The 23,125-nt window shown below is 70.5% G+C and carries 23 protein-coding genes; 8 read left to right on the top strand and 15 right to left on the bottom strand.

The genetic code is table 11. From position 1 onward, the window contains the following. The 3 genes from SACAZDRAFT_RS05775 to SACAZDRAFT_RS05785 are packed head-to-tail and all read right to left on the bottom strand — an operon-like array spanning position 1 to position 1,696. On the bottom strand, positions 1 to 444 hold the full coding sequence (locus SACAZDRAFT_RS05775; RefSeq protein ID WP_005439557.1) for an SRPBCC family protein: 444 nt from the start codon (positions 442 to 444) through the stop codon (positions 1 to 3). Between the two features lie 33 nt (positions 445 to 477). Next, positions 478 to 1,266: a metallophosphoesterase family protein gene (locus SACAZDRAFT_RS05780; protein WP_005439558.1), complete on the bottom strand. Its 789-nt coding sequence runs from the start codon at positions 1,264 to 1,266 to the stop codon at positions 478 to 480. A gap of 10 nt (positions 1,267 to 1,276) precedes the next feature. Continuing rightward, entirely contained in the window at positions 1,277 to 1,696 is a 420-nt protein-coding gene (locus SACAZDRAFT_RS05785) for a hypothetical protein (protein ID WP_005439559.1), read from the bottom strand. A gap of 110 nt (positions 1,697 to 1,806) precedes the next feature. On the opposite strand from SACAZDRAFT_RS05785, the gene SACAZDRAFT_RS05790 reads away from it, so the two are divergent. Next, the gene (locus tag SACAZDRAFT_RS05790) at positions 1,807 to 3,603 is read left to right on the top strand and encodes an AMP-dependent synthetase/ligase (RefSeq protein ID WP_005439560.1); all 1,797 of its coding nucleotides are present in this window, start codon (positions 1,807 to 1,809) and stop codon (positions 3,601 to 3,603) included. 67 nt (positions 3,604 to 3,670) lie between these two features. Here the strand turns inward: SACAZDRAFT_RS05790 and SACAZDRAFT_RS05795 are convergent, their stop codons facing one another. Continuing rightward, positions 3,671 to 4,411 (bottom strand): TetR/AcrR family transcriptional regulator, encoded by a 741-nt coding sequence (locus tag SACAZDRAFT_RS05795; protein WP_005439561.1) that lies wholly within the window; start codon positions 4,409 to 4,411, stop codon positions 3,671 to 3,673. Between the two features lie 93 nt (positions 4,412 to 4,504). Between SACAZDRAFT_RS05795 and SACAZDRAFT_RS05800 the strand changes: the two genes are divergently transcribed. Next, on the top strand, positions 4,505 to 5,485 hold the full coding sequence (locus SACAZDRAFT_RS05800) for a daunorubicin resistance protein DrrA family ABC transporter ATP-binding protein (RefSeq protein ID WP_005439562.1): 981 nt from the start codon (positions 4,505 to 4,507) through the stop codon (positions 5,483 to 5,485). Beyond that, positions 5,482 to 6,318, top strand: a complete 837-nt coding sequence (locus SACAZDRAFT_RS05805) for an ABC transporter permease (protein ID WP_005439563.1) — start codon at positions 5,482 to 5,484, stop codon at positions 6,316 to 6,318. The genes SACAZDRAFT_RS05800 and SACAZDRAFT_RS05805 overlap by 4 nt, the downstream gene beginning before the upstream one ends. A 29-nt stretch (positions 6,319 to 6,347) precedes the next feature. Here the strand turns inward: SACAZDRAFT_RS05805 and SACAZDRAFT_RS05810 are convergent, their stop codons facing one another. The 8 genes from SACAZDRAFT_RS05810 to SACAZDRAFT_RS05845 all read right to left on the bottom strand — a co-directional run bounded on the left by SACAZDRAFT_RS05810 (position 6,348) and on the right by SACAZDRAFT_RS05845 (position 13,036). Beyond that, positions 6,348 to 8,261, bottom strand: a complete 1,914-nt coding sequence (locus tag SACAZDRAFT_RS05810; RefSeq protein ID WP_005439564.1) for a peptidoglycan D,D-transpeptidase FtsI family protein — start codon at positions 8,259 to 8,261, stop codon at positions 6,348 to 6,350. Positions 8,262 to 8,303: 42 nt separating this feature from the next. After that, positions 8,304 to 8,861, bottom strand: coding sequence for an FtsB family cell division protein (locus SACAZDRAFT_RS05815; RefSeq protein ID WP_005439573.1), 558 nt, complete (start codon positions 8,859 to 8,861; stop codon positions 8,304 to 8,306). After that, positions 8,858 to 9,859: a 16S rRNA (cytosine(1402)-N(4))-methyltransferase RsmH gene (rsmH, locus tag SACAZDRAFT_RS05820; RefSeq protein ID WP_005439575.1), complete on the bottom strand. Its 1,002-nt coding sequence runs from the start codon at positions 9,857 to 9,859 to the stop codon at positions 8,858 to 8,860. Before rsmH ends, SACAZDRAFT_RS05815 begins: the two co-directional genes overlap by 4 nt. A gap of 128 nt (positions 9,860 to 9,987) precedes the next feature. Next, complete coding sequence (gene mraZ, locus SACAZDRAFT_RS05825) at positions 9,988 to 10,419, bottom strand: division/cell wall cluster transcriptional repressor MraZ (protein WP_005439582.1); 432 nt, start codon at positions 10,417 to 10,419, stop codon at positions 9,988 to 9,990. Between the two features lie 316 nt (positions 10,420 to 10,735). Beyond that, entirely contained in the window at positions 10,736 to 11,503 is a 768-nt protein-coding gene (locus SACAZDRAFT_RS05830; RefSeq protein WP_005439584.1) for an ESX secretion-associated protein EspG, read from the bottom strand. Continuing rightward, the gene (locus tag SACAZDRAFT_RS05835; protein ID WP_005439586.1) at positions 11,500 to 12,114 is read right to left on the bottom strand and encodes a PPE domain-containing protein; all 615 of its coding nucleotides are present in this window, start codon (positions 12,112 to 12,114) and stop codon (positions 11,500 to 11,502) included. Before SACAZDRAFT_RS05835 ends, SACAZDRAFT_RS05830 begins: the two co-directional genes overlap by 4 nt. Beyond that, positions 12,111 to 12,680 carry a DUF3558 family protein gene (locus tag SACAZDRAFT_RS05840; protein ID WP_005439593.1) on the bottom strand — a complete coding sequence of 190 codons (570 nt, stop codon included), beginning with the start codon at positions 12,678 to 12,680 and terminating at the stop codon, positions 12,111 to 12,113. The genes SACAZDRAFT_RS05835 and SACAZDRAFT_RS05840 overlap by 4 nt, the downstream gene beginning before the upstream one ends. Before the next feature lie 8 nt (positions 12,681 to 12,688). Continuing rightward, entirely contained in the window at positions 12,689 to 13,036 is a 348-nt protein-coding gene (locus SACAZDRAFT_RS05845) for a hypothetical protein (RefSeq protein WP_005439597.1), read from the bottom strand. 279 nt (positions 13,037 to 13,315) lie between these two features. Here SACAZDRAFT_RS05845 and SACAZDRAFT_RS05850 point away from each other — a divergent pair, with 279 nt between their 5' ends. Genes SACAZDRAFT_RS05850 through SACAZDRAFT_RS05860 form a run of 3 tightly spaced genes read left to right on the top strand, consistent with a single transcriptional unit; the run spans position 13,316 to position 18,316 of the window. Further along, positions 13,316 to 14,500 carry an AAA family ATPase gene (locus SACAZDRAFT_RS05850; RefSeq protein WP_005439599.1) on the top strand — a complete coding sequence of 395 codons (1,185 nt, stop codon included), beginning with the start codon at positions 13,316 to 13,318 and terminating at the stop codon, positions 14,498 to 14,500. A 7-nt stretch (positions 14,501 to 14,507) separates the two neighbouring features. Then, positions 14,508 to 15,782, top strand: coding sequence for a DUF58 domain-containing protein (locus SACAZDRAFT_RS05855; RefSeq protein ID WP_005439601.1), 1,275 nt, complete (start codon positions 14,508 to 14,510; stop codon positions 15,780 to 15,782). Beyond that, positions 15,779 to 18,316, top strand: a complete 2,538-nt coding sequence (locus tag SACAZDRAFT_RS05860; protein WP_005439602.1) for a transglutaminaseTgpA domain-containing protein — start codon at positions 15,779 to 15,781, stop codon at positions 18,314 to 18,316. The genes SACAZDRAFT_RS05855 and SACAZDRAFT_RS05860 overlap by 4 nt, the downstream gene beginning before the upstream one ends. Before the next feature lie 101 nt (positions 18,317 to 18,417). On the opposite strand, the gene SACAZDRAFT_RS05865 is transcribed toward SACAZDRAFT_RS05860, so the two are convergent. From SACAZDRAFT_RS05865 to SACAZDRAFT_RS05875, 3 genes are all read right to left on the bottom strand, one after another. Continuing rightward, positions 18,418 to 18,828 (bottom strand): DUF3040 domain-containing protein, encoded by a 411-nt coding sequence (locus tag SACAZDRAFT_RS05865; RefSeq protein WP_005439605.1) that lies wholly within the window; start codon positions 18,826 to 18,828, stop codon positions 18,418 to 18,420. 253 nt (positions 18,829 to 19,081) lie between these two features. Further along, complete coding sequence (gene dinB, locus SACAZDRAFT_RS05870) at positions 19,082 to 20,329, bottom strand: DNA polymerase IV (protein WP_005439607.1); 1,248 nt, start codon at positions 20,327 to 20,329, stop codon at positions 19,082 to 19,084. Between the two features lie 62 nt (positions 20,330 to 20,391). Next, positions 20,392 to 21,135: a class I SAM-dependent methyltransferase gene (locus SACAZDRAFT_RS05875; RefSeq protein WP_005439608.1), complete on the bottom strand. Its 744-nt coding sequence runs from the start codon at positions 21,133 to 21,135 to the stop codon at positions 20,392 to 20,394. Positions 21,136 to 21,203: 68 nt separating this feature from the next. Here SACAZDRAFT_RS05875 and SACAZDRAFT_RS05880 point away from each other — a divergent pair, with 68 nt between their 5' ends. Then, positions 21,204 to 22,139 (top strand): ParA family protein, encoded by a 936-nt coding sequence (locus SACAZDRAFT_RS05880; protein ID WP_005439609.1) that lies wholly within the window; start codon positions 21,204 to 21,206, stop codon positions 22,137 to 22,139. Between the two features lie 3 nt (positions 22,140 to 22,142). Continuing rightward, positions 22,143 to 22,943, top strand: coding sequence for an Fpg/Nei family DNA glycosylase (locus tag SACAZDRAFT_RS05885; RefSeq protein WP_005439610.1), 801 nt, complete (start codon positions 22,143 to 22,145; stop codon positions 22,941 to 22,943). Positions 22,944 to 23,125 lie beyond the last annotated feature (182 nt).

Consider the following 23,125-nt stretch of genomic DNA (forward strand, 5'->3'; position numbering starts at 1 on the left):
TCAGCCCCGCCCCTCCACACGGCGCTTGAGCTCGCGCAGGGCGGTATCCATGATCATCTTCTCGGCCTTCCGCCGCAGCAGACCGATCATCGGCAACGCCAGCTCCACCGACAGCGTGTACGTGACCCTGGTGGTCCTGTCGTCGATCGGCTCCAGCAGATAACGCCCCTCCTGGGCCTTCTGCATCTGCCCCTTCACCAGGTGCCAGCTGACCGACAGACCGTCGTCGGCCCAGTCGTAGGCGAGCGTGTAGACGTCCTTCACGGGGCCGGAATCGAGGGTGAACCGGACCTGCGAGGCCCGGCCTGCGTCGTCGGTGGCGAGCACCTCGGTCTCGCGCACGGCCTTCGCCCACTCCGGATAGGCCGGAAGGTCGGCGATGACCGCCATGATGGCGGCCGGGGCGGCCTCGATCTCGATAGACTGCGTGGACTGCTCCGCCATGAGGCTAGAGCGTAGCGGCCCGTGACACGAGGCTCACCAGCGCAGCACGTACGGGGTCGTCGTGCGCTGGAAGTGGCCGACGTTGCGGCATTCGGTGACGCCGACCCGCGTCCGCCGGGACAACGGCTGGTGCACGTGCCCGAACAACGACCACCTCGGCTGCTGCGCCCGCACGAGGCCCAGCAGGGCCCGCGACCCGATCTCCAGTCGTCGCGACACGACGTCGTAGGCCAGTTCCGGCAGTGCGGGCGGGATGTGACTGCACAGCACGTCGACGTCGTGCAGTTCGGCGACGCGCCGGTCGTACTCCTCCCTGGGCAGCAGGTGCGGGCGCCACACCGCGTTGGGCCTCGGGACCACGCCGTCCGGGAGCAGGGCGCCGCCCACGAATCCGAACCGCACACCGCCGATCTCCACGACCTCGCCGTCCACGAGGTGCAGACCGTCGGTGGCGTACTCGGCCCACAACGCGGGCGTGTCGACGTTGCCGGGGATGGCGTAGGTCGGTGCCGTCATCGACGCGAAGAGCCGGTCGTACTGCTCGCGGATCGCCTCGTCGACGGCGGCGGCCGGGTCGTCGAGACTGTCCCACAACGACCGCACGTACGTGCTGATCTCCGCGCGCGTTCCCTCACGTCGCAGCCGGGCGAACGTGCCGACGCGCTCCGCGCCGAACAACCGGCCGAAGATGCCACTGGCGTGCTCGTGGTAGTCGATGAAGTCGATCAGGTCACCCAGCACGACGAGGGCGTCCGCCCCGTCGCCCGCCCGTGCCAGCGCGTCTGAATTACCGTGCACGTCGGAAACGACATGTACCCGCACGAGCGACACCCTAATGGGATTCGGCGGCCGTGGCGGTCATGGGAGCCACGCCCGGTTCGCGCCCGTCCTCCAGCACGGCCTTCAGGTCGAGCGCGATCGCCTTCGCGGCCCGAGCTCTGCGGTCCGCCTCCCGGCGCAACCTCGCGGGCGAGAGCGGCGGACCGGCCGGATCGGCACGCAGGAAATAGTGGAGGATCGTGCCGTCGAGGACGGGTTCCAGCCACACTTCCATCGTGCCGACCAGGGCTCCTCCGACCGTCCAGCGAAGCCCTTCGACACCCCGATCGGTGTAAACTTCCAGCACGAGGTCGGGCCAGTACGACCGCCACGACCGCGGATCCGCGAACGCCGCGGCCACGGTGCTCGGCGGAATTGCGAGAAAGGTCTCGTCGACGATGTCGAGAGTGGGTCTGTTCTCGTTGGCTGACACGGGTGCAGAATCGCACGCCGGGCGAACGCTCAGCGCCGGGGCATAGCCAAAACGCCCTTGCAGGAGTTAGGTTGACCGGCGAGTAACATCTGTGGAATCCGGAGGTTCACGTGCGCGAGTACAGCGCTCCCGCGATCGCTGCGGTCGCCGACGACGAAAGCATGTCCGACGTCGTGTGGGTCAACGCCGAGCGGTTCGGAGACACCGTGAGTTTCCGTCGACAGCTCGACGGCTCGTGGCGGGACGTCACCGCCAGGGAGTTCGCCGCGCAGGTCCTCTCGGTCGCCAAAGGGCTCATGAAGGCGGGCATCGCTCAGGGTGACCGCGTCGCGATCATGTCGAAGACCCGCTACGAGTGGACACTCGTCGACTTCGCCATCTGGGCCGCGGGTGCGGTGACCGTGCCGATCTACGAGACCTCCTCCGCCGAACAGGCGCACTGGATTCTCACCGACTCCGGCGCGAAGGCGGTCGTCGTCGAGACCGCCGCACACTCCGACACGATCGAGTCGGTACGCAGTCGACTGCCGGAACTCGACCACGTCTTCCAGATCGAGGGCGACAAGCCCGCGGTCGACCGCCTCACCGAACTCGGTGCCGACGTCGCCGACGACGAGGTGCACACCCGCCGCAAGGCCGTGCAGGCCGACGACATGGCCACCATCGTGTACACGTCCGGCACCACGGGCAGGCCGAAGGGCGTCGTGTTGACGCACCGCAACCTCCTGGCCGAGGTCCGGGCCGACATCAAGGCGTTCCCGAAGCTCATGGGCGCGGGCAACTCGCTGCTCCTCTTCCTCCCGCTGGCCCACATCCTGGCGCGCGCCATCGCCATCACGGCCATCACCTCGCGGGTGACCCTCGGCCACACCGCCGACATCAAGGAGCTGGTGAACGACCTCGGCACGTTCCGCCCCACGTTCGTGGTCGCGGTCCCGCGGGTGTTCGAGAAGGTCTACAACGGCGCCAAGCTCAAGGCGCACACCGGCGGCAAGGGCAAGATCTTCGACGCCGCCGAGGCCACCGCCGTCGCCTACAGCCAGGCCCTGGACACCGGCGGCCCGAGCTTCGGGCTGCGCGTGAAGCACGCCGTGTTCAGCAAGCTCGTCTACTCGAAGCTGCAGGCCGCGCTCGGTGGCCGCTGCGTGGCCGCCGTGTCCGGTGGAGCGCCCCTGGGTGCTCGTCTCGCGCACTTCTTCCGCGGCATCGGCGTTCCGGTCTTCGAGGGCTACGGCCTCACCGAGACCTCCGCCGCGGCCAACGTCAACACCGAGGACGCGTTCAAGGTCGGCACCGTGGGCAAGCCCGTCGCGGGCACGTCGGTGCGCATCGCCGAGGACGGCGAGGTGCTGCTCAAGGGCGACGTGGTCTTCACCCGGTACTGGAACAACCCCGAGGCCACCCGCGAGTCGCTGGAGGACGGCTGGTTCCACACCGGCGACATCGGCGAGCTGGACGCCGACGGCTTCCTGAAGATCACCGGTCGCAAAAAGGAGATCATCGTCACGGCCGGTGGCAAGAACGTCGCTCCGTCCGGCCTCGAGGACGCTCTCAAGGCCGACCCGCTGATCAGCCAGGCGATGGTGGTGGGCGACCAGCGGCCGTTCATCGGGGCGCTCGTGACGATCGACGAGGAGTTCTTCCCCACCTGGAAGGAACAGAACGGCAAGCCGGCCGACGCGACGGTGGCCGACCTCGTCGACGACCCCGACCTGGGTGCGGCCGTGCAGGCCGTCGTGGACAAGGCCAACACGCTGGTCTCGCAGGCCGAGTCGATCAAGAAGTTCGTCATCCTGCCGAACGACTTCACCGAGGCGGGCGGCGAGGTGACGCCGAGCATGAAGCTCAAGCGCAACGTCGTCAGCAAGAACTACGCCGACGCCATCGAACGGCTCTACAAGAAGTGATCGCCGATCGGCCGCGGGTCCGGGAATCCACGGACCCGCGGCTGACGCGTTTCTCCGGCTTGGGTGTCTATCCCGGGTCGCCGACCGGCAGCGTGGCCTCGATGCCGGAGAGGACGCGCTGCAGTGTCCGTCCGAACCGCGTGTCGGCGTCGATCCGCGGTATGAGCGCCTCGGAGACGAAGCGCGTGAAGTAGGGGTACTCCCCGCTGCGGGACACGCAATCCACGTACTCGGTGAACTCGCGTTCGAGCTCCTCGTCGGCGCCGCAACGCGCGACGTCCCGCATCGTCAGCTCCTGTCGCACGTACCCGCCGACCCACGTGCTCACGAGGAGAACGGTCTCCACCATCTCGTCGATGTCGAGCCCGAGGCCGTCGACGTACGCCATCGACCGCTCGAACTGCCGCAGCACGTGCGGCCCGAACGTGGGCCGGCTCTCCCACACGTGGAGCAGCCACGGGCGGGAGAGCAGCGCGCTGCGGTGAGCGTGGGCGAAGTCCCACAGATCCTGCCGCCATCGCCCCGTGGGCTCGGGCCAGTCGTGGCGCGCGTACATGCGATCGGCCATGAGATCGAGGAGCGCGTCCTTGTTCGCCACGTACCGGTAGAGACTCATGGCCCCGGTGCCCAGCTCGGTGGCGACCCGGCGCATGGTGACCGCGTCGAGGCCCTCGTGGTCGGCGATCGTGATGGCGGCGTCGGCGATCCGGTCCCGGCTGTAGGCCGGTGCGGGTCCCCGAGCCGGCCGCGACGCGCGGGTCCACAACCGGATCCGCGCCCGCAGCGGCGACTCCCGACTCGTCCCCATGTCTCCTCACGGCGCGAAGCCCGCAAACCTCGTTGCGTACGTTGTACTCGGTTGACTACCTTAGCCGCACACAGCTCAGACAGGGGGAGAAGCATGTCGACATCACCCGGTGGCGCCATCGTCGTCGCCGAGGGAGTACACAAGAGATTCGGCGACACCCACGCGCTCGCGGGTCTGGACCTGACCGTGCCCGAGGGCACGGTGTACGGCCTGCTCGGGCCGAACGGTGCGGGCAAGAGCACCGCGGTCCGGGTCCTGACCACCCTCACCCGGCCCGACAGCGGGACCGTGACGGTCGCGGGGCACGACGTCGTGGCCGAACCCGCGGCGGTGCGCACCAAGATCGGTCTGGCGGGACAGCACGCCGCACTCGACGAAGGACTCACCGGCCGCGAGAACCTGCGCATCTTCGGCAAGCTCTTCCGCCTGAGCTCCGCGCAGGCCAAGGCGCGCGCCGACGAGCTGCTGGAACGCTTCGACCTCGCCCACGCCGGCGACCGGCTCGTCCGCACCTACTCCGGCGGCATGCGGAGGCGGCTGGACCTCATCTCCAGCCTCATCGTGTCGCCGAAGGTGCTCTTCCTCGACGAACCGACGACGGGTCTCGATCCCCGCAGCCGCAACGAGATCTGGGCGACCGTGCGCGAGCTCGTCGACGAGGGCACCACCGTGTTGCTCACGACCCAGTACCTCGAAGAGGCCGACCAGCTCGCCGAGAACATCGCCGTCATCGACCACGGCACGGTGATCGCCTCCGGAACACCACACGATCTCAAGGCCCGGATCGGGGGCCGCCTCGACGTGGTCGTCCCCGACTCCGCCGAGTTGCCGGACGCGGCGACCGTGCTCGCCGCCCTCACGGGTTCGCGCACCGAACCCGCCGTCGACGTCGAACGCGCCCTGGTGTCGGTCTCGATCGGCACCGACACCGTCACGCTGCCCGAGGTGGTCCGCCACCTCGACCAGGCCGGGGTGAAGGCCGTCGACGTCGGCATCCGCCAACCCACACTGGACGAGGTGTTCCTGACTCTCACCGGCGAGTCGGACACCGCTGCGCAGGAGGCGAACCGGTGACCCAGTCGATCGACCACCCCACGACACCGGGAACGCCGACCTGGCGTTCGGCCCTGGCCGACGGCATGGCGATCCTGACCCGCAACCTGCTGAAACTGAAACACCAACCCGGCCAGATCGCCGCGACGTTCGCGTTCCCGCTGGTCTCGGTCGTGCTCTTCGGCTACGTCTTCGGCAGTGCGATCCCCATCCCCGGTGGGGGGAACTACCGCGAGTACCTGATGCCGGGCCTGTTCGTGATGAGCTCGGTGTTCGGCGTCATGAGTTCGCTCATGGTGATCGCCAAGGACAACGGGCTCGGTGTCATGGACCGGTACCGCTCCATGCCCATGGCTCGCTCGGCGGTCCCGTTCGGACAGACGGCGGCCGACCTGGTGATCGGTGCCGGCGGGCTCGCCGTCATGGCCGGGTGCGGCCTGCTCTTCGGCTGGAAGGCCCACAACGGTGTCCTCGCCACCCTCGCCGGATTCGGCATCATCCTGCTGCTGCAGTACGCGGTGTCGTGGGTCGGCGTCTACCTCGGGTCGCTCGCCAAGAACGAGGAGACCGCCGCCCGCATCGGCCCGCTCATCATGCCGATCACGATGATCTCGAACATCTTCGTTCCCACGGACGGCATGCCCGCCGTGCTGCAGACGATCGCCGACTGGAACCCGGTCAGTGCCGCGACAGCGGCCTGCCGCGACCTGTTCGGCAACCCCGGTCTGCCCCTCTCCGAGGACGCGGCCTGGCCATTGCAGCACCCGGTGCTCGCGACGGTCGGCTGGTGCGTGGTGCTGCTGGCGGTGTTCGTCCCGCTGGCGGTTCGCAGGTTCCGTACCGCGGGCCTGTGAGGCGCCCCGCGGGTGAAGCCGGTCGGGACTCACCGCACCAGCTTCACCCGCGGCCCGGACTCCTCCGAGACCGGGATGTTGTACCGCTGTGCGAGGTACGAGGCGATCTCGGCGTACAACGCGCCCGCCGAACTGCCCCCCGGGATCGTGGTGTCGGGAGCGTCCAGCCAGATCCCGACCACGAACCGCGGCTCGTCGGCAGGCAGGATGCCCGCGAACGTGATGTTGTGCAGCCGGTTGCTGTACCTGCCGGTCTCGGGGTCGACCTGCTGACCCGTGCCCGTCTTCCCGGACACCTGGTAGCCCTCCAGCGCGGCCTCGGGCGCGGTGCCGCTGTAGGCGTAGTCACCGCCCTGCGTCGTGGCGCGCAGCATGTTCTTCACCGTGTCGGCCGTCTTGGCATCCGTCACGCGGACCGACTCGGGCGCGGGCTCAGGGATCCTGCGTCCGTCCGGGGTGACCTTGGCCTTGACCACGCGTGGTTCGACGCGGACACCGCCGTTGGCGATGGCTTGGTACATGCTCGTCATCTGCACGACCGTCATCGACAGTCCCTGTCCGATCGGGAGATTCCCGTACGTCGTTCCCGACCACTGGTCGCGTGGAGGGACGTATCCCGGGCTCTCTCCCGGGAGCCCGATCCCGGTGCGCTGGCCGCCTCCGAACTTCTTCAGCGTCGACAGGAACCGGTCGGGGCCCACCTGGTCCGCGAGCATCAGGGTGCCCACGTTGGACGACTTCGCGAAGATGCCGGTGACCGTGAAGTCCTGCGTCGCGTGAGACCACGCGTCGTGCACGGTGTGGTCGGCGACCCGCATCGACCCGGGCACCGCGAGCGTCGTCTCGGGCTTGGCCACACCCGCCTCGATCGCCGCCGTCGCAGTGACGATCTTCGCGACCGAACCGGGCTCGAACGGCGTGGACACCGCGGGATTGCCCATGTCGTCGGCCGACGCCGGCGGCTCGTTGGGGTTGAACGTCCGGTGGTTGGCGAGCGCGTACACCTCGCCCGTGTGTGCATCGAGGATCACCGCGCTGCCGCCCTTGGCCTCCACCTTCTCCACGTAGGCGGCCAGACTGCGCTGCAACTCGTACTGCACGTCGGAATCGATCGTCAACTCCAGGTTCGAACCGGGAGTGGCAGGCTGCATGTCCCGTTCCGTGCCCGGGATGACCACGTCGCCGCCCTGCGCCGTGTCGACGATCTGCCTCCCGGGAGTACCGACGAGATCGTCGTCACGGTAGGACTCCAGACCGGCGAGCCCGTGCAGGTTGTGTTCCGACACGTCCTCGCTGTCGGTACGCCAGTTCGCGTAGCCGACGATGTTCGCGGCGACCTCCTCGCCCGGGTACACGCGTTTGGCCCGCTTCTCGTACCCGATCTCCGGATACTTCTCGCTGATCGCCTCGGCCACCGACGGTTCGACGTCGTCGACGAGATAGGTGAAACTCGCGTCCTTGTGGAAGGCGGCGAGCAGTTCGTCCTCGGTGACCAGGTCGGGGACCCGGCCCGCGATGTGGTCGGCGATCTCGGCCGCCCGCGTGTCGAAGTTCTCGCCCGACTCCGGCTTCTCGCGCGCGTACTCCTCCCACGTCAGCCGCATCTGGCGCAGGTTCACCCACAGCCGCCGGGTCTCCACGCTGAACGCGAGCTCCGCGCCGTTTCGGTCCAGTATGGACCCCCGCTCCGCGGGGATGTCGACGATCGTCGTGCGCTGCCGTTCGGCGCGTTCGGACAGTGCTGACGCCTCGAAAGCCTGGATGTGGACCAGTTTCAGCCCGGCGGCCACCAGCACGATGGTGAGGACGATGCGTCCCGCCACGAACCTGTTGCGGTTGTTGCGCACCGTGGTGGCCGAGCGGTTCCTGCGCGCTCGCACCGAATACGTCCGGTGTGGCCCACGACCCGATTGGACCCCTCGTGTGCCGCGCTGCGCCGGCATCGCCGTTCTCCCCTCACCACGTGCGTGCGTCGCCCCGCACCGTCACCGCTCGTCCCGCTCCTCACCGGACCGTTGCGGCTTTCGCTCCGGGGCCTTGGCCTCGACAGGTTCTCCGACCACCGACAGCGAGCCGTCCTCCCGGACGACCAGCCGCGCGGGGTTACCCGCGGGGACCATGCCCAACCCCTCCGCGCGTTCGGCCAGTGACGCCGGTGACTGCAACTGTCCCACCTCGCGGCGCAGTTGTTCGGCACGTTCGACGAGCTGGGCGTTGCGCTCCTTCAACCGTTCCAGGCGGTAGGAGTCGGCGATGGCCTGTGTGGACAGCCACAGTGAGGCCGCCACGCCGCAGAGCATGAGTGCCATGAGCACGATGACGAACGTGGCCCGCGATTTCGGCCAGTTCTGGAGCCCGCGCCGCGCGACCCTGCCCTGACCAGTCCTGTTCTGGGGCGACGTGCGCTCCGACCGTCGGGCGTAGGCTCGCTTGCCCGCGACACTGCGGCCGCCGCCCGACTTCGTGGCGGAGGTCGTGGACGCGGTGCCCTGGGCCGCCGTGCGGTTCGTCGACGAGGGCTTGCGGCGAGTGGGTACCGTCACGTGTCGTCTCCCCTCTTCTCCGCCGCCCGCAGCCGGACCGACGCCGCGCGGGGATTACGCCGGATCTCCTCCTCGCCGGCCTTCTCGGCGCCCCGGGTCAGCAACCGCAGTTCGGGCCCGTGGCCGGGCAACTCCACGGGCAGTCCCTCCGGCGTGCGCGAGGTCGCCGCCTTCGCCAACGCCTGCTTGACGATGCGGTCCTCCAGCGAGTGGTAGGACTCGACGACGATGCGGCCTCCCTCGGCCAGTGCCGAGATCGCTGCCGGCACCGCCTCGCGCAGGATGTCGAGCTCGCCGTTCACCTCGATGCGCAAGGCCTGGAACGTGCGCTTCGCGGGGTGCCCACCGGTGCGTCGGCTCGGCGCGGGCACGGTGTCGTACAGCAGACGCACCAGCCGCTCACTGGTGTCGAACGGTCGCCGCTGCCGCTCGGTCGCGATCGCCTTCGCGATGCGGCGGGCGAACTTCTCCTCCCCATAGTCCCGGAGGATGCGGGTGAGATCGTCGATCGAGTAGGTGTTGAGCACGTCCGCCGCGGTCGGACCGGTCGTCGGGTCCATCCGCATGTCCAGCGGCGCGTCCCGCGCGTATGCGAAGCCCCTCTCGTCGAGGTCGAGCTGCATCGACGACACACCGAGGTCCATGAGTACACCGTCGACCGACGGCAGGCCGAGGTCGGCGAGGACGTCGGGAATGCGGTGGTAGACGGTGTGCACGAACCGCACCCGGTCGCCGTGGCGGGCGAGCCGACGCCGCGACCGCTCCAGAGCCTCGGGATCGCGGTCCAGACCGATCACCCGGAGACGGGGGAAGTGGTCGAGCAGCGCGTCGGTATGGCCACCGAGTCCCAACGTGGCGTCGATGAGAACGGCCTCACGGTCGGCGACCGCGGGCTCGAACAACTCCAGGACCCGCTCGACCAGCACAGGCAGGTGCGTCGCGTCGGGTGTGGAGCCGGGCGTGGAGTCACGGTCGGCGCTCTCGCCGCTGTCGGTCACGACATCCCTCTCTCATCGTCGTCGGTCCTCGGTACCTCCATCCTCCAAGAAACAGGAACCGGATGGCGTCAGGTTGCGGACCTGACACCGGGGAAGTTGCATCAGGGCCGCAGCCTCACGCCATCCGGTCAGAACAAGCCGGGAAGGATCTCCTCCTGCGCGCTCGCGTAACTGTCCTCGTGTTTCTCCAGGTAGGTCTCCCAGGTTCGAGCGTCCCAGATCTCGAGCCGGGTGATCGCGCCGATCACCACGCACTCCTTCGTGAGTCCGGCATAGCGACGGAGCTCCGGGGCGATGGCGATACGGCCCTGCCCGTCGGGACGTTGCTCGTCGGTACCTGCGAAGAGGTACCGCTGGTAGGCCCGCACCGCCTCGTTGGTGAAGGGCGCTTCCGCCACCTTGCGGGCCAGCTGTTCGAACTCGGCGCGCGGGAACACGAAGAGGCAGTGGTCCTGTCCCTTGGTGATCATCAGCCCACCTGCCAGCGCGTCGCGGAACTTCGCAGGCAGCGTGAGCCGCCCCTTGTCGTCCAGCTTCGGAGTGTGGGTGCCGAGAAACACCGGCCTCCACCTCCCTACCGACCAGCGCCCGGACCCCGCGGTCCCTCGAGATCGGCTATGGAGCGTCCCTGCCGCCCCACTGGTCACCACCGTACCCCACTTTAAACCACAGTCAACGCCGAAGCGCTCACTTTCGGGCCATACCAACGAAGTTTGCGCTGGTCACGGACGTGTGTCCACAGTGGGGTGCCGCGAGGGCGTCGCCGCGCAGGGTGACACCGGATCGATGCGTCCGGCCATTCGTCCGGCCACTGTCGACCCGCCTCGGCGCTTTCGCGGACCGTTCCCGTGGGGCCGCGTGGGAGGGACGCCTCGCCTACGCACCGACGCGAAGACCGGCCTCCTCGACGAGATCCGCCAGCCTCGCGGCGATCCTCGGCGGGTCCGCGGGCACGAGGCTCGACCACGACTCCCCGGCCCGGCCTTTTGCGACCGTCCCGAGGTAGCCGCCCTCGTCGGTCACGAACCAACTCACCCCGCCGATACGGCGGAGGTGTTCCCCGCTCCTGACCCGCACGGAGAACTGCCCGGCGGCCAGCACCGGCCGGGACTGCACGGCCAACGCCTCCCGCGCCTGCTGCTCGAACACCCGCGCACGCCGGGTCGCCGACTGCTCCACCGCGGCGTCCGCCACGCCGACCAGGGCCGACGCGGGCAGGCTGACGCCCATGCCGGGACCGCTGGCGAAGTCGGGAAGAATACCGACGACGCCATCGAACACCTCACCGGGCCGGATGGCCGTCAGCGCGATCGTGCGTCGAGGCTGCACGGCGAGCACGCCCCGGTCGGCCGACACCGCGGCGACCGCACGCAAGGGCTCGGGCACGGCCAGATCGACCATCGCCTCGCACTCGACGACCAGCGGAGCGTGCGCGAGCAGGTCGATGCGCTCCCGCAGAGCGGGAACCAACTCCGGACCACGCACCAGATCGCGTTCGGCGAGGTTGGCGTACACCTCGGCGCGGATGCGGACGCGTTCCTGCTCCGTGTGTCCCACGCTGTGCACGGCCAGCACACCCGGCCGGCCGGTGTGCCCGAGGTCGGACCACAGGATGTCGAAAGCGGACGCCGACACCCTGATCACACCGGGACCGACCTTCCGACCGCCGACGCCGGACCGTCGCCGCGCGGCTCTCCCGAACTCCGAGTCAACGTCGGCGGCTCGGGGAACCTCGCGTCGGGCACGGCCTCGCCGAGCGTGGTGTCCCGCGCGTACATCACGTCGATCGCGCGCTGACGGGCCTGCTCGGCCTCGTCCCGGCGCGCCGCCATCGACTCGGACAACCCCACGAGCTGCCACACGTCGCCGCTGGCGACGGCGTCGCGGATGAGCGCCCCCGCGTCGTACGGTACGGGCTCGGGCATCTCGGCTCTCGCCCTGGCGGCGGCCTCGGCCTGCACCGCCACCGCCTCGCTCACCGCCTCCGAGAGTCCCGCGGCCTGCTGCGACCAGGTCGCCGCGTCGTGCACCACCGCCCGCAGCGCCTCCGCGGCGGCCCCCTGCCACGCGCTCTCACTACGGCGCGACAGGTCCGCGAGCAGATCGCCCGCCTCGCGGAGTCCGTTGGCGAGTTCGTTCCACTCCCGACTGATCTCCCCGGCCGCCACCGGGTCGTTGCCCTCGCCCACTTCCGTGTACATCTGCTCGTGGCTGTACGACTCGTATCGGCGGTCGGCGGCGGGTTTCGCGGTCATGTCAGCTCCGGCTCGATCAGTTCGGCCACCGTGGTGGCGCGCTCGCAGGCCTCGTCCGTGTCCTGGAAGTCGGCCATGGTGACGTCGACGTGGACGGTGCGTGCTCCCGGTCGTTCGACCGACACCGTCAACGAACACGTACCGTCGTCGAGGTCGGGGTCGGCGACGCGCACGGCGGCGAGCTCACCCACCCGCACGTCCTCGGCGTGGGGAACACGCTCGCGCACCGACGGGAGGTCGGCGCGTTCGTCCACGGTCACCGTGACACCGAACGCCCCGGGCTGGACGTAGTCGCACGCCTGGGACCCGGCCACGGTGGTGTGTTCCCCGGGCCCGCTCAGCCCTGCCGACGACCGCTGCTGCGCGCCGAGCAACGCGCACGGGTCGAGCCCGAGCTCCTCCGCCGTGCTCGTCGGCGACGCCGTCGGGACGGCCGCCGTTCCCGCGTCGGCCGCTCCCGCGGCCTCCCCGGAGGCTCCGGACTGACGTGGCGACACACCGCACCCCGCGGTCGCCAGGACGACGACCACCAGGACCGGCACGAGTCGGAGCCCGAACGCGCGCACGCGGAGGATCAGCCCCCACCCACGCAGTCCACGCCGTCGGACGCGGCACGGTCCTGCTCCTCGTAGCGACGCAGCGCGGTGTCGATGCGCTCCTTGAGGAGTTCGATCTCCTGCCCGAAGCGGGTCAACGACTCGGCCGCGCAGCCGGTGTCGTCGATGCCGTAGCGGGCCATGAAGTCGCCGATCTCCTTGGCGTAGCCGTCGCCGAGCGGCACGGAACGCCCGAGCACGTTGACCCGGCGCACCATCCGGCCCACCGCGTCCTGGACCTCGCTCAGCTTGGCGAAGGTCTCCGCGGCGAGCTCAGGTGCCACGGCGAACCCGTCGGACGGCTCACGCACGTCGACTTCGGCCATCACCGCACCTCTCTCCGTAGCCGACCGACTACGCTGCCGTAGCGTAGGCGAGTTCGGATTCGCGCCAAGATCTGTGATCCGAAGTCACCTGAAAGGGGCAATACTTTCCTGTGGGATGCTGCACTCCCTCAGCGAGAGTGATCGACAAGGCGGCAACGCCGCCAGGGCCGCTGTTTGACACACTGCGTGTCGGCCGGCTCGCCATTGAGCCCGCCGGGCGACGAAGGTCCTTGCCGGCCGTTCGGAGTGTCTCGGGGGCTTCTCGTACCAGGAGGTCGTGTGACGTCGAGAGGACAGTCCACCGCTGTGTCCACACCAGCCCCCACGGGCGACGGCCGGTCCGTCACCGAGGTGCAGTATCCGTCCGACGGGTATCCGGCAGACCACAGCGTCGCCGGCAGCCATGGAACGCACAGCGCTCACAGCGCTCACAGTGCTCACAGTGCTCACAGCGCTCACGAGGCCCACGACTCCTACGGCACACAGGACGACCGGGCGGTCCCGACGATCGGCCTCGACCAGCTGCACGACACGGTCCGGCGCATCGCCGCCAACGTCGAGCGCGTGCTGGTGGGCAAGCCCGAGGTCGTCCGGGTGGCGCTCGTGACGCTGCTCGCCGAGGGACATCTCCTGGTCGAGGACGTGCCGGGGGTCGGCAAGACCTCGCTGGCCAAGGCCCTCGCCCGGTCGATCGACTGCCCCGTGAGCCGGCTGCAGTTCACTCCCGACCTGCTGCCCAGCGACGTCACCGGCGTCTCGATCTACAACCGCCAGCAGTCGGACTTCGAGTTCCGGCCCGGCCCGGTGTTCGCCAACATCGTCGTGGGCGACGAGATCAACCGCGCGTCCCCCAAGACCCAGTCGGCGCTGCTGGAGTGCATGGAGGAACGCCAGGTCACCGTCGACGGCACGACCTACGAGCTCGGCAGGCCGTTCATGGTCATCGCCACGCAGAACCCGGTCGAGATGGAGGGCACGTACGCGCTGCCCGAGGCGCAGCGCGACCGGTTCACCGCCCGCCTGTCGATCGGCTACCCCGACGCCGCCGCCGAGTTGGCCATGGTGGACGAACACGCCGGCGCGAACCCGTTGTCCGAACTGCGACCCGTGTCCGACGGTGCCACGGTGCAACGGCTGATCGACAGAGTTCGCGGACTGCACGTCGCTCCCGAGGTGAAGCAGTACGCCGTCGAGCTCACCGCGGCCACCCGACAACTGCCCGAGGTCCGGCTCGGGGCCTCGCCGCGGGCGACGCTGCAACTCGTCCGTGCCGCACGCGCGCAGGCCGCGCTCTCGGGACGGGAGTTCGTCGTTCCCGACGACCTGCACGCGGTGGCGATTCCCGTCCTGGCCCACCGGCTCGTCCTGACGACCGAGGCGCACGCCGCGCGCCGGTCGGCCACCGACGTGGTGCGGGCGATCCTGGCCCGGGTGCCGGTACCGCACGGCAACCGAACCCGGTAGCGCTGTCGTGTTCCGCTCGTTGTCCGGCCTCACGACCCGGGGCCGGTGCCTGCTCGCTGCCGGGGTCGCCGCGGGACTGTGCGCCGTCGTGCTCAACGAGCGCGACCTGCTCCGTGTCGCGGTGTTCGTCGTCGCGCTCCCGCTGTGCGTGGTCGCGCTGGCCTCGGCGTCACGGATGACCATCTCCGCGTCCCGGTCGCTGCTGACCGAGCGCGTGCCCGTGGGGGCGCACGGCGAGGTCCAGCTCGACATCTGGCGCACCGGGCGCATGCCCGCGGGCGACGTGCTGCTGGAGGACGGTCTGCCCTACACACTCGGCGCCCGGCCGCGTTTCGTCGTGGAACGGCTACCCGCGCACCGGCGTCCGGTGCCGTTGCGGTACCCGGTGCAGCCGACCCTGCGCGGGGTACACCGGATCGGCCCGTTGCGGGCGACCATCACCGATCCCTTCGGGCTGTGCGAGTTCGACCGCGACCTGGTGCCGCACTCACGACTCGTCGTCGTCCCCCGTGTGACGACGCTGTGGGGGCTTCCGCGGGGCACCGGGCTCGGTTCGGGAGAGGACAGCAACATCCGCCTGCACACCGGTCAGGGCGAGACGGACGTCGTGGTGCGGCAGTACCGCCAGGGCGACGACCTCCGGAAAGTGCACTGGCGGTCCACCGCGCGCCGGGACGAGATGATGGTCAGGGTCGAGGAACGGCCCTGGCACAGCGGCACGACCGTGCTGCTCGACCACCGCGCGTCGGCCCATCGAGGGTCGGGCGCCCACTCCAGCCTGGAATGGGCCGTCGAGTTCACCGCCAGCGTCTGCCTGCACCTGAACAAAACCGGACAGCGGGTGCGGCTCGTCAGTGAACACGGCCGCCTGCTCGCCGACGCGGCCCAGCACGGCGGTCCGGGATCCGCCGGGGCGGTGCTCGACTCGCTCGCCGCCGTGCAGCCCGCACACGAGCGCGACATCGTGCTGAGTGCCGATCCTGCCCAGGGCCAGGAGTTGATCGCCGTGCTCGGCAGTGTGGGAACGGAGTCGGTGCACGAACTCACCCGGCACCGCGCACGCGGCACGCGCAGCTACGCGGTATTGCTCGACACCGCCGCGTGGGAGAGCGGAGACGGGACGGCCGACGGCGACGTCGCCGTCGGCGACACGGCTGCCCTCCTGCGCGCCGCGGGGTGGGGCGTCGTGGTGGCGAAACCCGGCCGCAGCGTGCCGGACGTGTGGGCGGAACTCTGCCGCACGACGGCGCCCGGCGCGTCACTGATCGGGGGCGGCTCATGACGGCGACGGACATCCCGTCCCGCCACGCGCGGCGGGACTCCCACTCCGACCCGGAACGTGGTCGGCACCGGCCGCCCACCGCGGGCCAGCTCCTGGCACCCGCCGCCGCGATGTTCGCCACGATCAGCTCCGCCACCTCGCTCACCGGCGTCATCCAGGGCAGCCTGTGGCTCGCGTTCATCGCGGTGGCCGCGCTGCTGGTGGCGTTCACCGGCCTCACGCTGCGCTCGTTGCGGGTCCCCATTCCGCTGGTGGGGCTCGGCCAGGCGGTCGTGCTGCTGTTCCTGGTCACCGGGTCGTTCACCCGCAACGGCATCCTCGCGATCATCCCCGGCCCCGCCGCGTTCGCCGAACTCGACGACGTGCTGACGGCCGCGTTCGAGGCCATCCGGTCCGGTGTGCCGCCGATCGAGGACACGACTCCTGTTCTGTGCCTCGCGACCATCGCGCTCGGTCTCGTCGCGATCGTCGTGGACACGCTCGTCGTGGCCGCCGCCGCACCGGCCGCCACGGGACTCGTCCTGCTGTGCGTCTACGCGGTACCCGCCGCGCTGGCCGACGACATGCTGCCCTGGTGGACGTTCGTGCTCGGTGCCACGGCGTTCACGGTGCTGCTGGCGGTGGACGGCTCCCACCGGCACAACCGGTGGCGCACCCGTCCCGCGCCGGGAGCGGGAGTCTCCGCGTCGGCGGTGGCCTCCCCGGTGGCCGTGGTCGCGGGGGCGCTCGCCGCAGGCCTGGTCGCGGGCACCGCGCTGACGGGTATCGGCACCGAGGGCAGCCTGCCCGGCAGCCGGGACGAACGACACGTGCTCGGTGGGCTCGGCGTCAATCCGTTCACATCGCTGCGCGGGATGCTCGACCAGGGCGACGAGGTGGCGCTGTTCCGCGTGGACGGCCTGGAGGAACCTCGCCTACTCCGCGCCTTCACCCTCAGCGAGTACGTCCCGAACGAGGGGTGGGCGCTGCCGGAGGGACCCATGCCCGCCGGTGTGCCCGCCGGCGGTGAGCTGCCTCCGGCCCCCGGAGACGACGGCAACGGGCCCGGCAACCGGATCACGATCGAGCCGGTGCACTGGAACGACGTGTGGCTGCCGGTCTACGGTGCACCCCGCGCGCTCCAGGGGTTGTCGGACGGGTGGTACTACGACCGCTCCAGCGGAGCGGTGTTCCGCGAGCGACGGCAGAATCCCGCGCCCTACGTCGAGACGGCCTCCCTCGCGGAGCCGACCCGGGCCGAACTGCGCCGGGCGGATGTCGATCCCCACGAAGTCGATCCCTCCTACACCCGGCTTCCGTCCCTCGACCCCCGGGTGGCTGACCTCGCCGAGGACCTCACGGCGTCGTCCGACACGACGTTCGACAAGGTGCAGGCGATCTGGAAGTACTTCGCCCCGGAGAACGGCTTCGTCTACGACACGAGCACCGCTCCGGAAGCGGACGGCGACGCCCTCGCCGACTTCGTCCTGCGCGGCAAACGCGGCTACTGCGAGCAGTTCGCCTCGGCCATGGCCGTCCTGCTGCGCTCGCTCGACATCCCCTCACGCGTGGCGATCGGGTTCACCGGCGGCGCCGACGACGGCGAGATCCGCACGATCACCTCGCGCGACGCGCACGCGTGGGTCGAGGTGTACTTCGGCGAGCTCGGCTGGGTGAGCTTCGACCCCACTCCGCTGTCGGGCGGCCGGGGCTACGTTCCGGGCTACCTCAGCGACGGCAGCGGCGACGACACCGACTCCGGTGGCGGCGGCGCCGACGACGAGACGCCCGGCACAGCGCCCGAGGAGTCGTCCGACGCGGCAGCTCCGTCGGAGGAGCAGACCGAGGCACCGGACTCCGCCCAGTCCGACGGACGGCAGTCCTCCGGCGGCAGCAGCTGGCTCGGCCTCGCCGCCGCGATCGTCGCGGGTGCGGCGTTGGTGGTGACCGTCGTGACGGTCGCGGTGACACGCAGGCGGCGCTCCGCGGGTTCCACGAACACTGCGGCAGGCGACTCGACCGTGGGACTCGTGGCGTGGCTACCGCTCATCGCCGTCGGCCTCGCCGGACTCGCCGTGCTCCTGCTGGCGTGGTGGGCGCACTGGGCCCTCGCCCTGGCTCTCCTCGCGGCAGCGGCACTACTGCTGGTTCCGGCCGTCCTGCGCCAGCTCCGGCGGCGCCGCAGGCTGCAGGACGTGGAGCGCGGCGACGACCGCCGCGCCGTCGACGCCGCATGGCGGGAACTGCTCGACGAGTGCGCCGACCGGAAGCTGGACATCTCCGAGAGCGACACCGTCCGGTTGGCCGCCCAGAAGCTCGCCCGCGGTCAACGGCTGGACGAGCAGGGCAAGAACGACCTGCGACTCGTCGTCACCACGCTGGAACAGTCGTGGTACAGCCCGACGCAGGACGGACACGACCGCGACGCGTCCGGGTTCTCCGGAGCGTTCCACGGTGTCCTCGCAGCGCTCCGACGATCAGCCCCGCTGTCGTGGCGCGACAGGCTCCTGCCCCGATCGGTCCTGACCCGGCTGCGCACACGCGCCGTCCGCTGAGACCTCCGGGCACACGAAAATCCGCTGGTCGGGTTTCCCGGACGACCGATGTCGTCCACGAACCCGACCAGCGGACCAAGCCTTCGCCGGTGAGGAGGTCGCTAGCGATCCTCGAAGCGACGGCGGAAGCGATCCTCCATGCGCTGGGTGAACGTGCTCTTGGCCGAAGGGGCGCCCCGCGAGCTCCCCCCTCCCTGCTTCGGGGGGTCGTCGACCTCACCCGACGCGCCGAGAGTCGTCACCGCCATCAGCACCCCGCCGAACATCACCAGGAACCCGAGCACACTGAGCCACGGGATCTCGGCGATGCGCAGGAACGATGCCTGCCCGGCGACACCGAGCACCAGCATGGCGATGCCCACGACGAACAGCACGGCGCCCTGTAGGCGCCGACGTCGCGTAGGACGGCGCATCTTTTTTCCGCGCACAGCGGAAGCGAACTTGGGGTCCTCGGCATAGAGCTCGCGCTCGATCTGGTCGAGCAGCCGCTGCTCATGCTCGGAGAGTGGCATCTTTCCTCCTCCGGCACAGCTATCTGGCGACCCCTGGCGGGCACCGGAACCGCGCATGGACGTCGACCCGGACTACCCCCGATCGGGGTGTCAATACCAGGATACGAGTCGCACGCTCGGACGACTACCCGATCTCCCCCCAACCGTCGCCGAGTTTGCCACGATCGGCCCAGCCCGACCACCGTGAGCCCGGAAACGGGCTGAAAGAGCCCGGCGAGGCCGCCCGCGAACGCATGATCGAAATCCCTGTCGGTCACGGTACGTCACGTCTCAACAGTGACGCTGGGCGCACGGCCGCCGCCCCGAACTTCGACCGCGCCACATCGGCGGCGACCTCGGCGTCGCGCCACCGCGATACCGGGCGCGCGTCGTCCAGGCTGAGCTGCTCGGGCTGCTCCGCGCCGACCAGTCCTTCGGCGCGCACGCCCAGCAGCCGCACCGGCGCTCCGGCACCCGTGTCGCGGAGCAACGTGACCGCCTGGGCATGGATGGTCCTCGCCACGTCCGTCGCCGTCGGCAGTGTGCGAGCTCGGGTGATGGTGCGGAAGTCGGAGAACCTGACCTTGATCGACACGGTCCTGCCCCGAAGGCCCCGGCGCCGCAGTGTCGCTGCCACCTTCTCCGCCAGGCTCAGCAACTGGCGCTCCTGTTCGGCCCGATCGGCGAGATCGGTGTCGAACGTCCGTTCCGCGCCCAGCGACTTCTCCTCCGCGTCGGCCACCACGCCACGCTCGTCGCGGCCGTGGGCGAGCGCGGTCAGGTGTTCCGCCGTGGCCACGCCCAACCAGCGCCGCAGGCGCTCGGGCGGAGTCGCCGCGATGTCGGCGATGGTCGCCAGACCGTGCGCCCGCAGGACCTCGGCCGTCTTCGGACCCACTCCCCACAGCGCCGACACCGGCAACGGGTGGAGGAACGACACCGTGTCGGCGACGGGAACCACGACCATGCCGTCGGGCTTCGCCATGCCGGAGGCCAGCTTCGCGACGAACTTGACCCCCGCCGCTCCGACGGAACAGGTCACGCCGTACTCCGACTCGACCTTCGCCCGGATCTCGCTGCCGATCTCCACCGGCGTGGCCCCCAGCCTGCGCAGCGCGCCTCGCACGTCGAGGAACGCCTCGTCGAGGCTCAGCGGCTCGACCAGAGGCGTGTACTCGCTGAAGAGTGCCATGACGCCGCGGGAGACCTCGCTGTAGAGCCCCTTCGTGGGCGGCAGGTAGACGGCGTGCGGGCAGAGCTTGCGCGCCGCCGCGACCGGCATCGCCGACGAGATCCCGAACCGTCGGGCGGGGTAGTTCGCCGACAGCACCACCGAACGCGGCCCGGCGCCCGCGACGACCACGGGGCGATCGGCCAGCTCGGGCCGGGTCCGCAGTTCCACCGCCGCGAAGAAGGCGTCCATGTCGACGTGCAGCAGGTGGCAACCGGTGTCGTCGGGCCACGTGGAGTCGGTGACCCGGAACCGTTCGTACCCCTCGGGCAGCGCCGTGTTCCGTCCCATGTCGAGACGAGCCTACGTCGCGCCACCGACAGTTCCCGGCGCTCCCGGCCGCCGGGAGCGCGTCAGGCGCGCGTGCGGGCCAACGCGTGCAACCGGGTGGCGACGTCACGCAACGGGCTGGTCACCGCCGCCACGGTCTCGAACTCGGCGAGGTCGCTCTCCCACGACTCCGCCTCCTCCGGCGAGACGATCTCCGACACGACGCCGTCGCCCCGCACGGTCTCGACCGACAGACCCACGTCCGCGAGCAACGCGGTCACCCCGTCGACGTCGAAGCGCCGCAGGACGGTCTCCGCGTCGCCGCTGCGCACGCCGTCGGGCTGCGACAGCAGCTCCCGAGCCTCCACGAGCCGACCGGCCAGCGCACGGTGCAGCACCGCGGCGTGGCGGTTGGCCACGAGCACCGACACCGCGCCGCCGGGCGCAGTGGCCTCGACGATGGACGCCATGGTGCGGCGCGGGTCGTCCACGACCTCCAGCAGCGAGTGCGCGAGCACCAGATCGGCCGTCCCCGGCCTCACGTGCTCACCCAACGCGTCCGCGTCGTCGGCCACGACGGTGATCCGGTCGGCGACACCGTCCTCGGTCGCCCGCCGCTCCAGCGTGGCGAGCGCGTCGAGGCTCGGTTCCACGACCGTCACCCGGCACCCGGCGGCCGCGAAGGGCACCGCCCAGACGCCGCTGCCGCCGCCCACGTCCACCACCACAGGCTCCTGCGCACCCCGGGCCCGCGCGGCACGCAGCTCGGTTTCCAACACCTTCCGCACCGCCGCCGACCCGTGACCGGCCGAAGTCTCCGCTCGCATGGCCCCCAAGCCTAGTTGGGACACCTCACGCGTTCTCACAGTGACCATCCCCGGCTACGCTCGCAGGCGTGCACACGGTCGCCGTACTCAGCCTCAAGGGTGGCGTCGGGAAGACGACGGTCGCTCTCGGTGTCGCCTCGGCTGCGCTCCGCAGGGGAACCCGGACGCTGGTGGCGGACCTGGACCCACAGGGCAACGCCACCGCGACGCTCGATCCGCCACTCACCGACGCCACGCTCGCCGACGTTCTCGAAGCGCCCCGGCTCGGCATCCTGAACCAGGCGATCGCCGCCAGCGGCTGGAGCGACGCCGTCGACGTCCTCGTCGGGTCGGAGGAGTTGGAGCTGCTCAACGAACCCGGCCCTCACGCCCATCGCATGGACAGCCTGGCGCGGGCCCTCGACGAACTGCGCCGCTATCCGCAGGGCAAACCGTACGACCTCGCGATCCTCGACTGCCCGCCGTCGCTCGGGCGGCTCACGCGCTCGGCACTCATCGCCGCCGACAGCGCGCTGCTCGTCACCGAACCCACCATGTACGCCGTGGCGGGCGCGCAGCGGGCGCTGGAGGCCATCGAGTCGATCCGGGCCGAGCACAACCCGCGACTGAAACCGGCGGGCGTGGTCGTCAACCGGCTGCGCAACCGCTCCTACGAGCACGAATACCGCGTGCAGGAACTGCGGGAGTCGTTCGGCAGGCTCGTGATGCCGACCGCGATCCCCGACCGGCTGGTCGTGCAGCAGGCGCAGGGCGCATGCACGCCGATCCACGCGTGGAACTCCCCCGCCGCACAGGAGATCGCGCTGACGTTCAACATGGTGCTGGCGAAGATTCTGCGCTCCGACCGTGCCGGTCGGCACCGGCTGGACGGTGAGGAGCCGGAACCCACGCCACCACCCGCAGGACCTCCGCCGCCGGGCCCGCCCTCAGGCCCGCAGAGAGGCGCTCCGCCACCGCCACACCTGCCCGCGCGGCGCCCGTACGCCCGGCACGAGACGGGCTGACCCGTGCCCGAGGGTGACACCGTCTTCCTCACCGGCGAGCGGCTTCGTGGCGCTCTGGTGGGGCGCACGCTCACCCGCACGGACTTCCGGCACCCGAGACTGGCCACCGCCGACCTGACCGGACGCGACGTGGTGGCCGTCCGCACGGTCGGCAAGCACCTCTTTCTGCGGTTCTCCGACCGCACCAGCCTGCACAGCCATCTCATGATGGACGGTTCGTGGCGGGTGTTCCGCCCGGGACAGCGCTGGTCGATGCCGAGCCACCACGCCCGGGTCGTCCTCGCGCACACGGACGCGGAGGCCGTCGGGTTCCGCGTGCACGACCTCGATCTCGTGCCCACGGAACGGGAGTCGCGATTCGTGGCGCACCTGGGCCCGGACCTGCTCGATCCGGACTGGGGGCCCGACCACGAGAGCACCGCCGCGGCCGCACTGCGGTCGCGTCCGAACCTGGCGATCGGCGAGGCCCTGCTCGACCAGCACGTCATGGCCGGCGTCGGAAATGTGTTCAAGACCGAGATCTGCTTCCTGCTCGGCGTCTCCCCGTGGACACCGGCGTCGGAGGTGGATGTCGATCGGGCGGTGCGGCTGGCCCACCGGCTGCTCACCGTCAACGCACGCCGCCCGCGACGCGTCACCACGGGCATGGACGCGCCGGGACGTCGCAGCTGGGTGTACGAGCGCACCCGGCAGGGCTGTCTCCGCTGCGGCGGAGCCGTCCGGGTGGCCGACCAGGGTGAGGGCACGTGGGCCCGGCCCACTTGGTACTGCCCGCGCTGCCAGCCCGGCCCCGCGCCGGCGTGACCCCCGGCATGACACGGGCATGACACGGGCATGACGATGCCCACCCGCGGGTCGCCGAAAAACGCGTTGCCGCATCCCGCCTCGTGCGCCTAGCGTGGCGATTACACGAGAAGGGAGGTGGTCCAACGGTGAATATCCACAGGACTCGTGAGGTGGCTGTCCACTGACAGCGCACACGGGCC

This window comes from Saccharomonospora azurea NA-128, assembly GCF_000231055.2.
GTDB classification, from domain to species: Bacteria; Actinomycetota; Actinomycetes; order Mycobacteriales; family Pseudonocardiaceae; genus Saccharomonospora; species Saccharomonospora azurea.

What these genes read in the sequence shown, in the direction of transcription:
- SACAZDRAFT_RS05775 (WP_005439557.1), bottom strand. Translation starts at nt 444, where the DNA reads ATGGCGGAGCAGTCCACGCAGTCTATCGAGATCGAGGCCGCCCCGGCC.
- SACAZDRAFT_RS05795 (WP_005439561.1), bottom strand. Translation starts at nt 4,411, where the DNA reads ATGGGGACGAGTCGGGAGTCGCCGCTGCGGGCGCGGATCCGGTTGTGG.
- SACAZDRAFT_RS05800 (WP_005439562.1), top strand. Translation starts at nt 4,505, where the DNA reads ATGTCGACATCACCCGGTGGCGCCATCGTCGTCGCCGAGGGAGTACAC.
- SACAZDRAFT_RS05810 (WP_005439564.1), bottom strand. Translation starts at nt 8,261, where the DNA reads ATGCCGGCGCAGCGCGGCACACGAGGGGTCCAATCGGGTCGTGGGCCA.
- SACAZDRAFT_RS05835 (WP_005439586.1), bottom strand. Translation starts at nt 12,114, where the DNA reads ATGACCGCGAAACCCGCCGCCGACCGCCGATACGAGTCGTACAGCCAC.
- SACAZDRAFT_RS05845 (WP_005439597.1), bottom strand. Translation starts at nt 13,036, where the DNA reads ATGGCCGAAGTCGACGTGCGTGAGCCGTCCGACGGGTTCGCCGTGGCA.
- SACAZDRAFT_RS05860 (WP_005439602.1), top strand. Translation starts at nt 15,779, where the DNA reads ATGACGGCGACGGACATCCCGTCCCGCCACGCGCGGCGGGACTCCCAC.
- SACAZDRAFT_RS05865 (WP_005439605.1), bottom strand. Translation starts at nt 18,828, where the DNA reads ATGCCACTCTCCGAGCATGAGCAGCGGCTGCTCGACCAGATCGAGCGC.
- dinB (WP_005439607.1), bottom strand. Translation starts at nt 20,329, where the DNA reads ATGGGACGGAACACGGCGCTGCCCGAGGGGTACGAACGGTTCCGGGTC.
- SACAZDRAFT_RS05875 (WP_005439608.1), bottom strand. Translation starts at nt 21,135, where the DNA reads ATGCGAGCGGAGACTTCGGCCGGTCACGGGTCGGCGGCGGTGCGGAAG.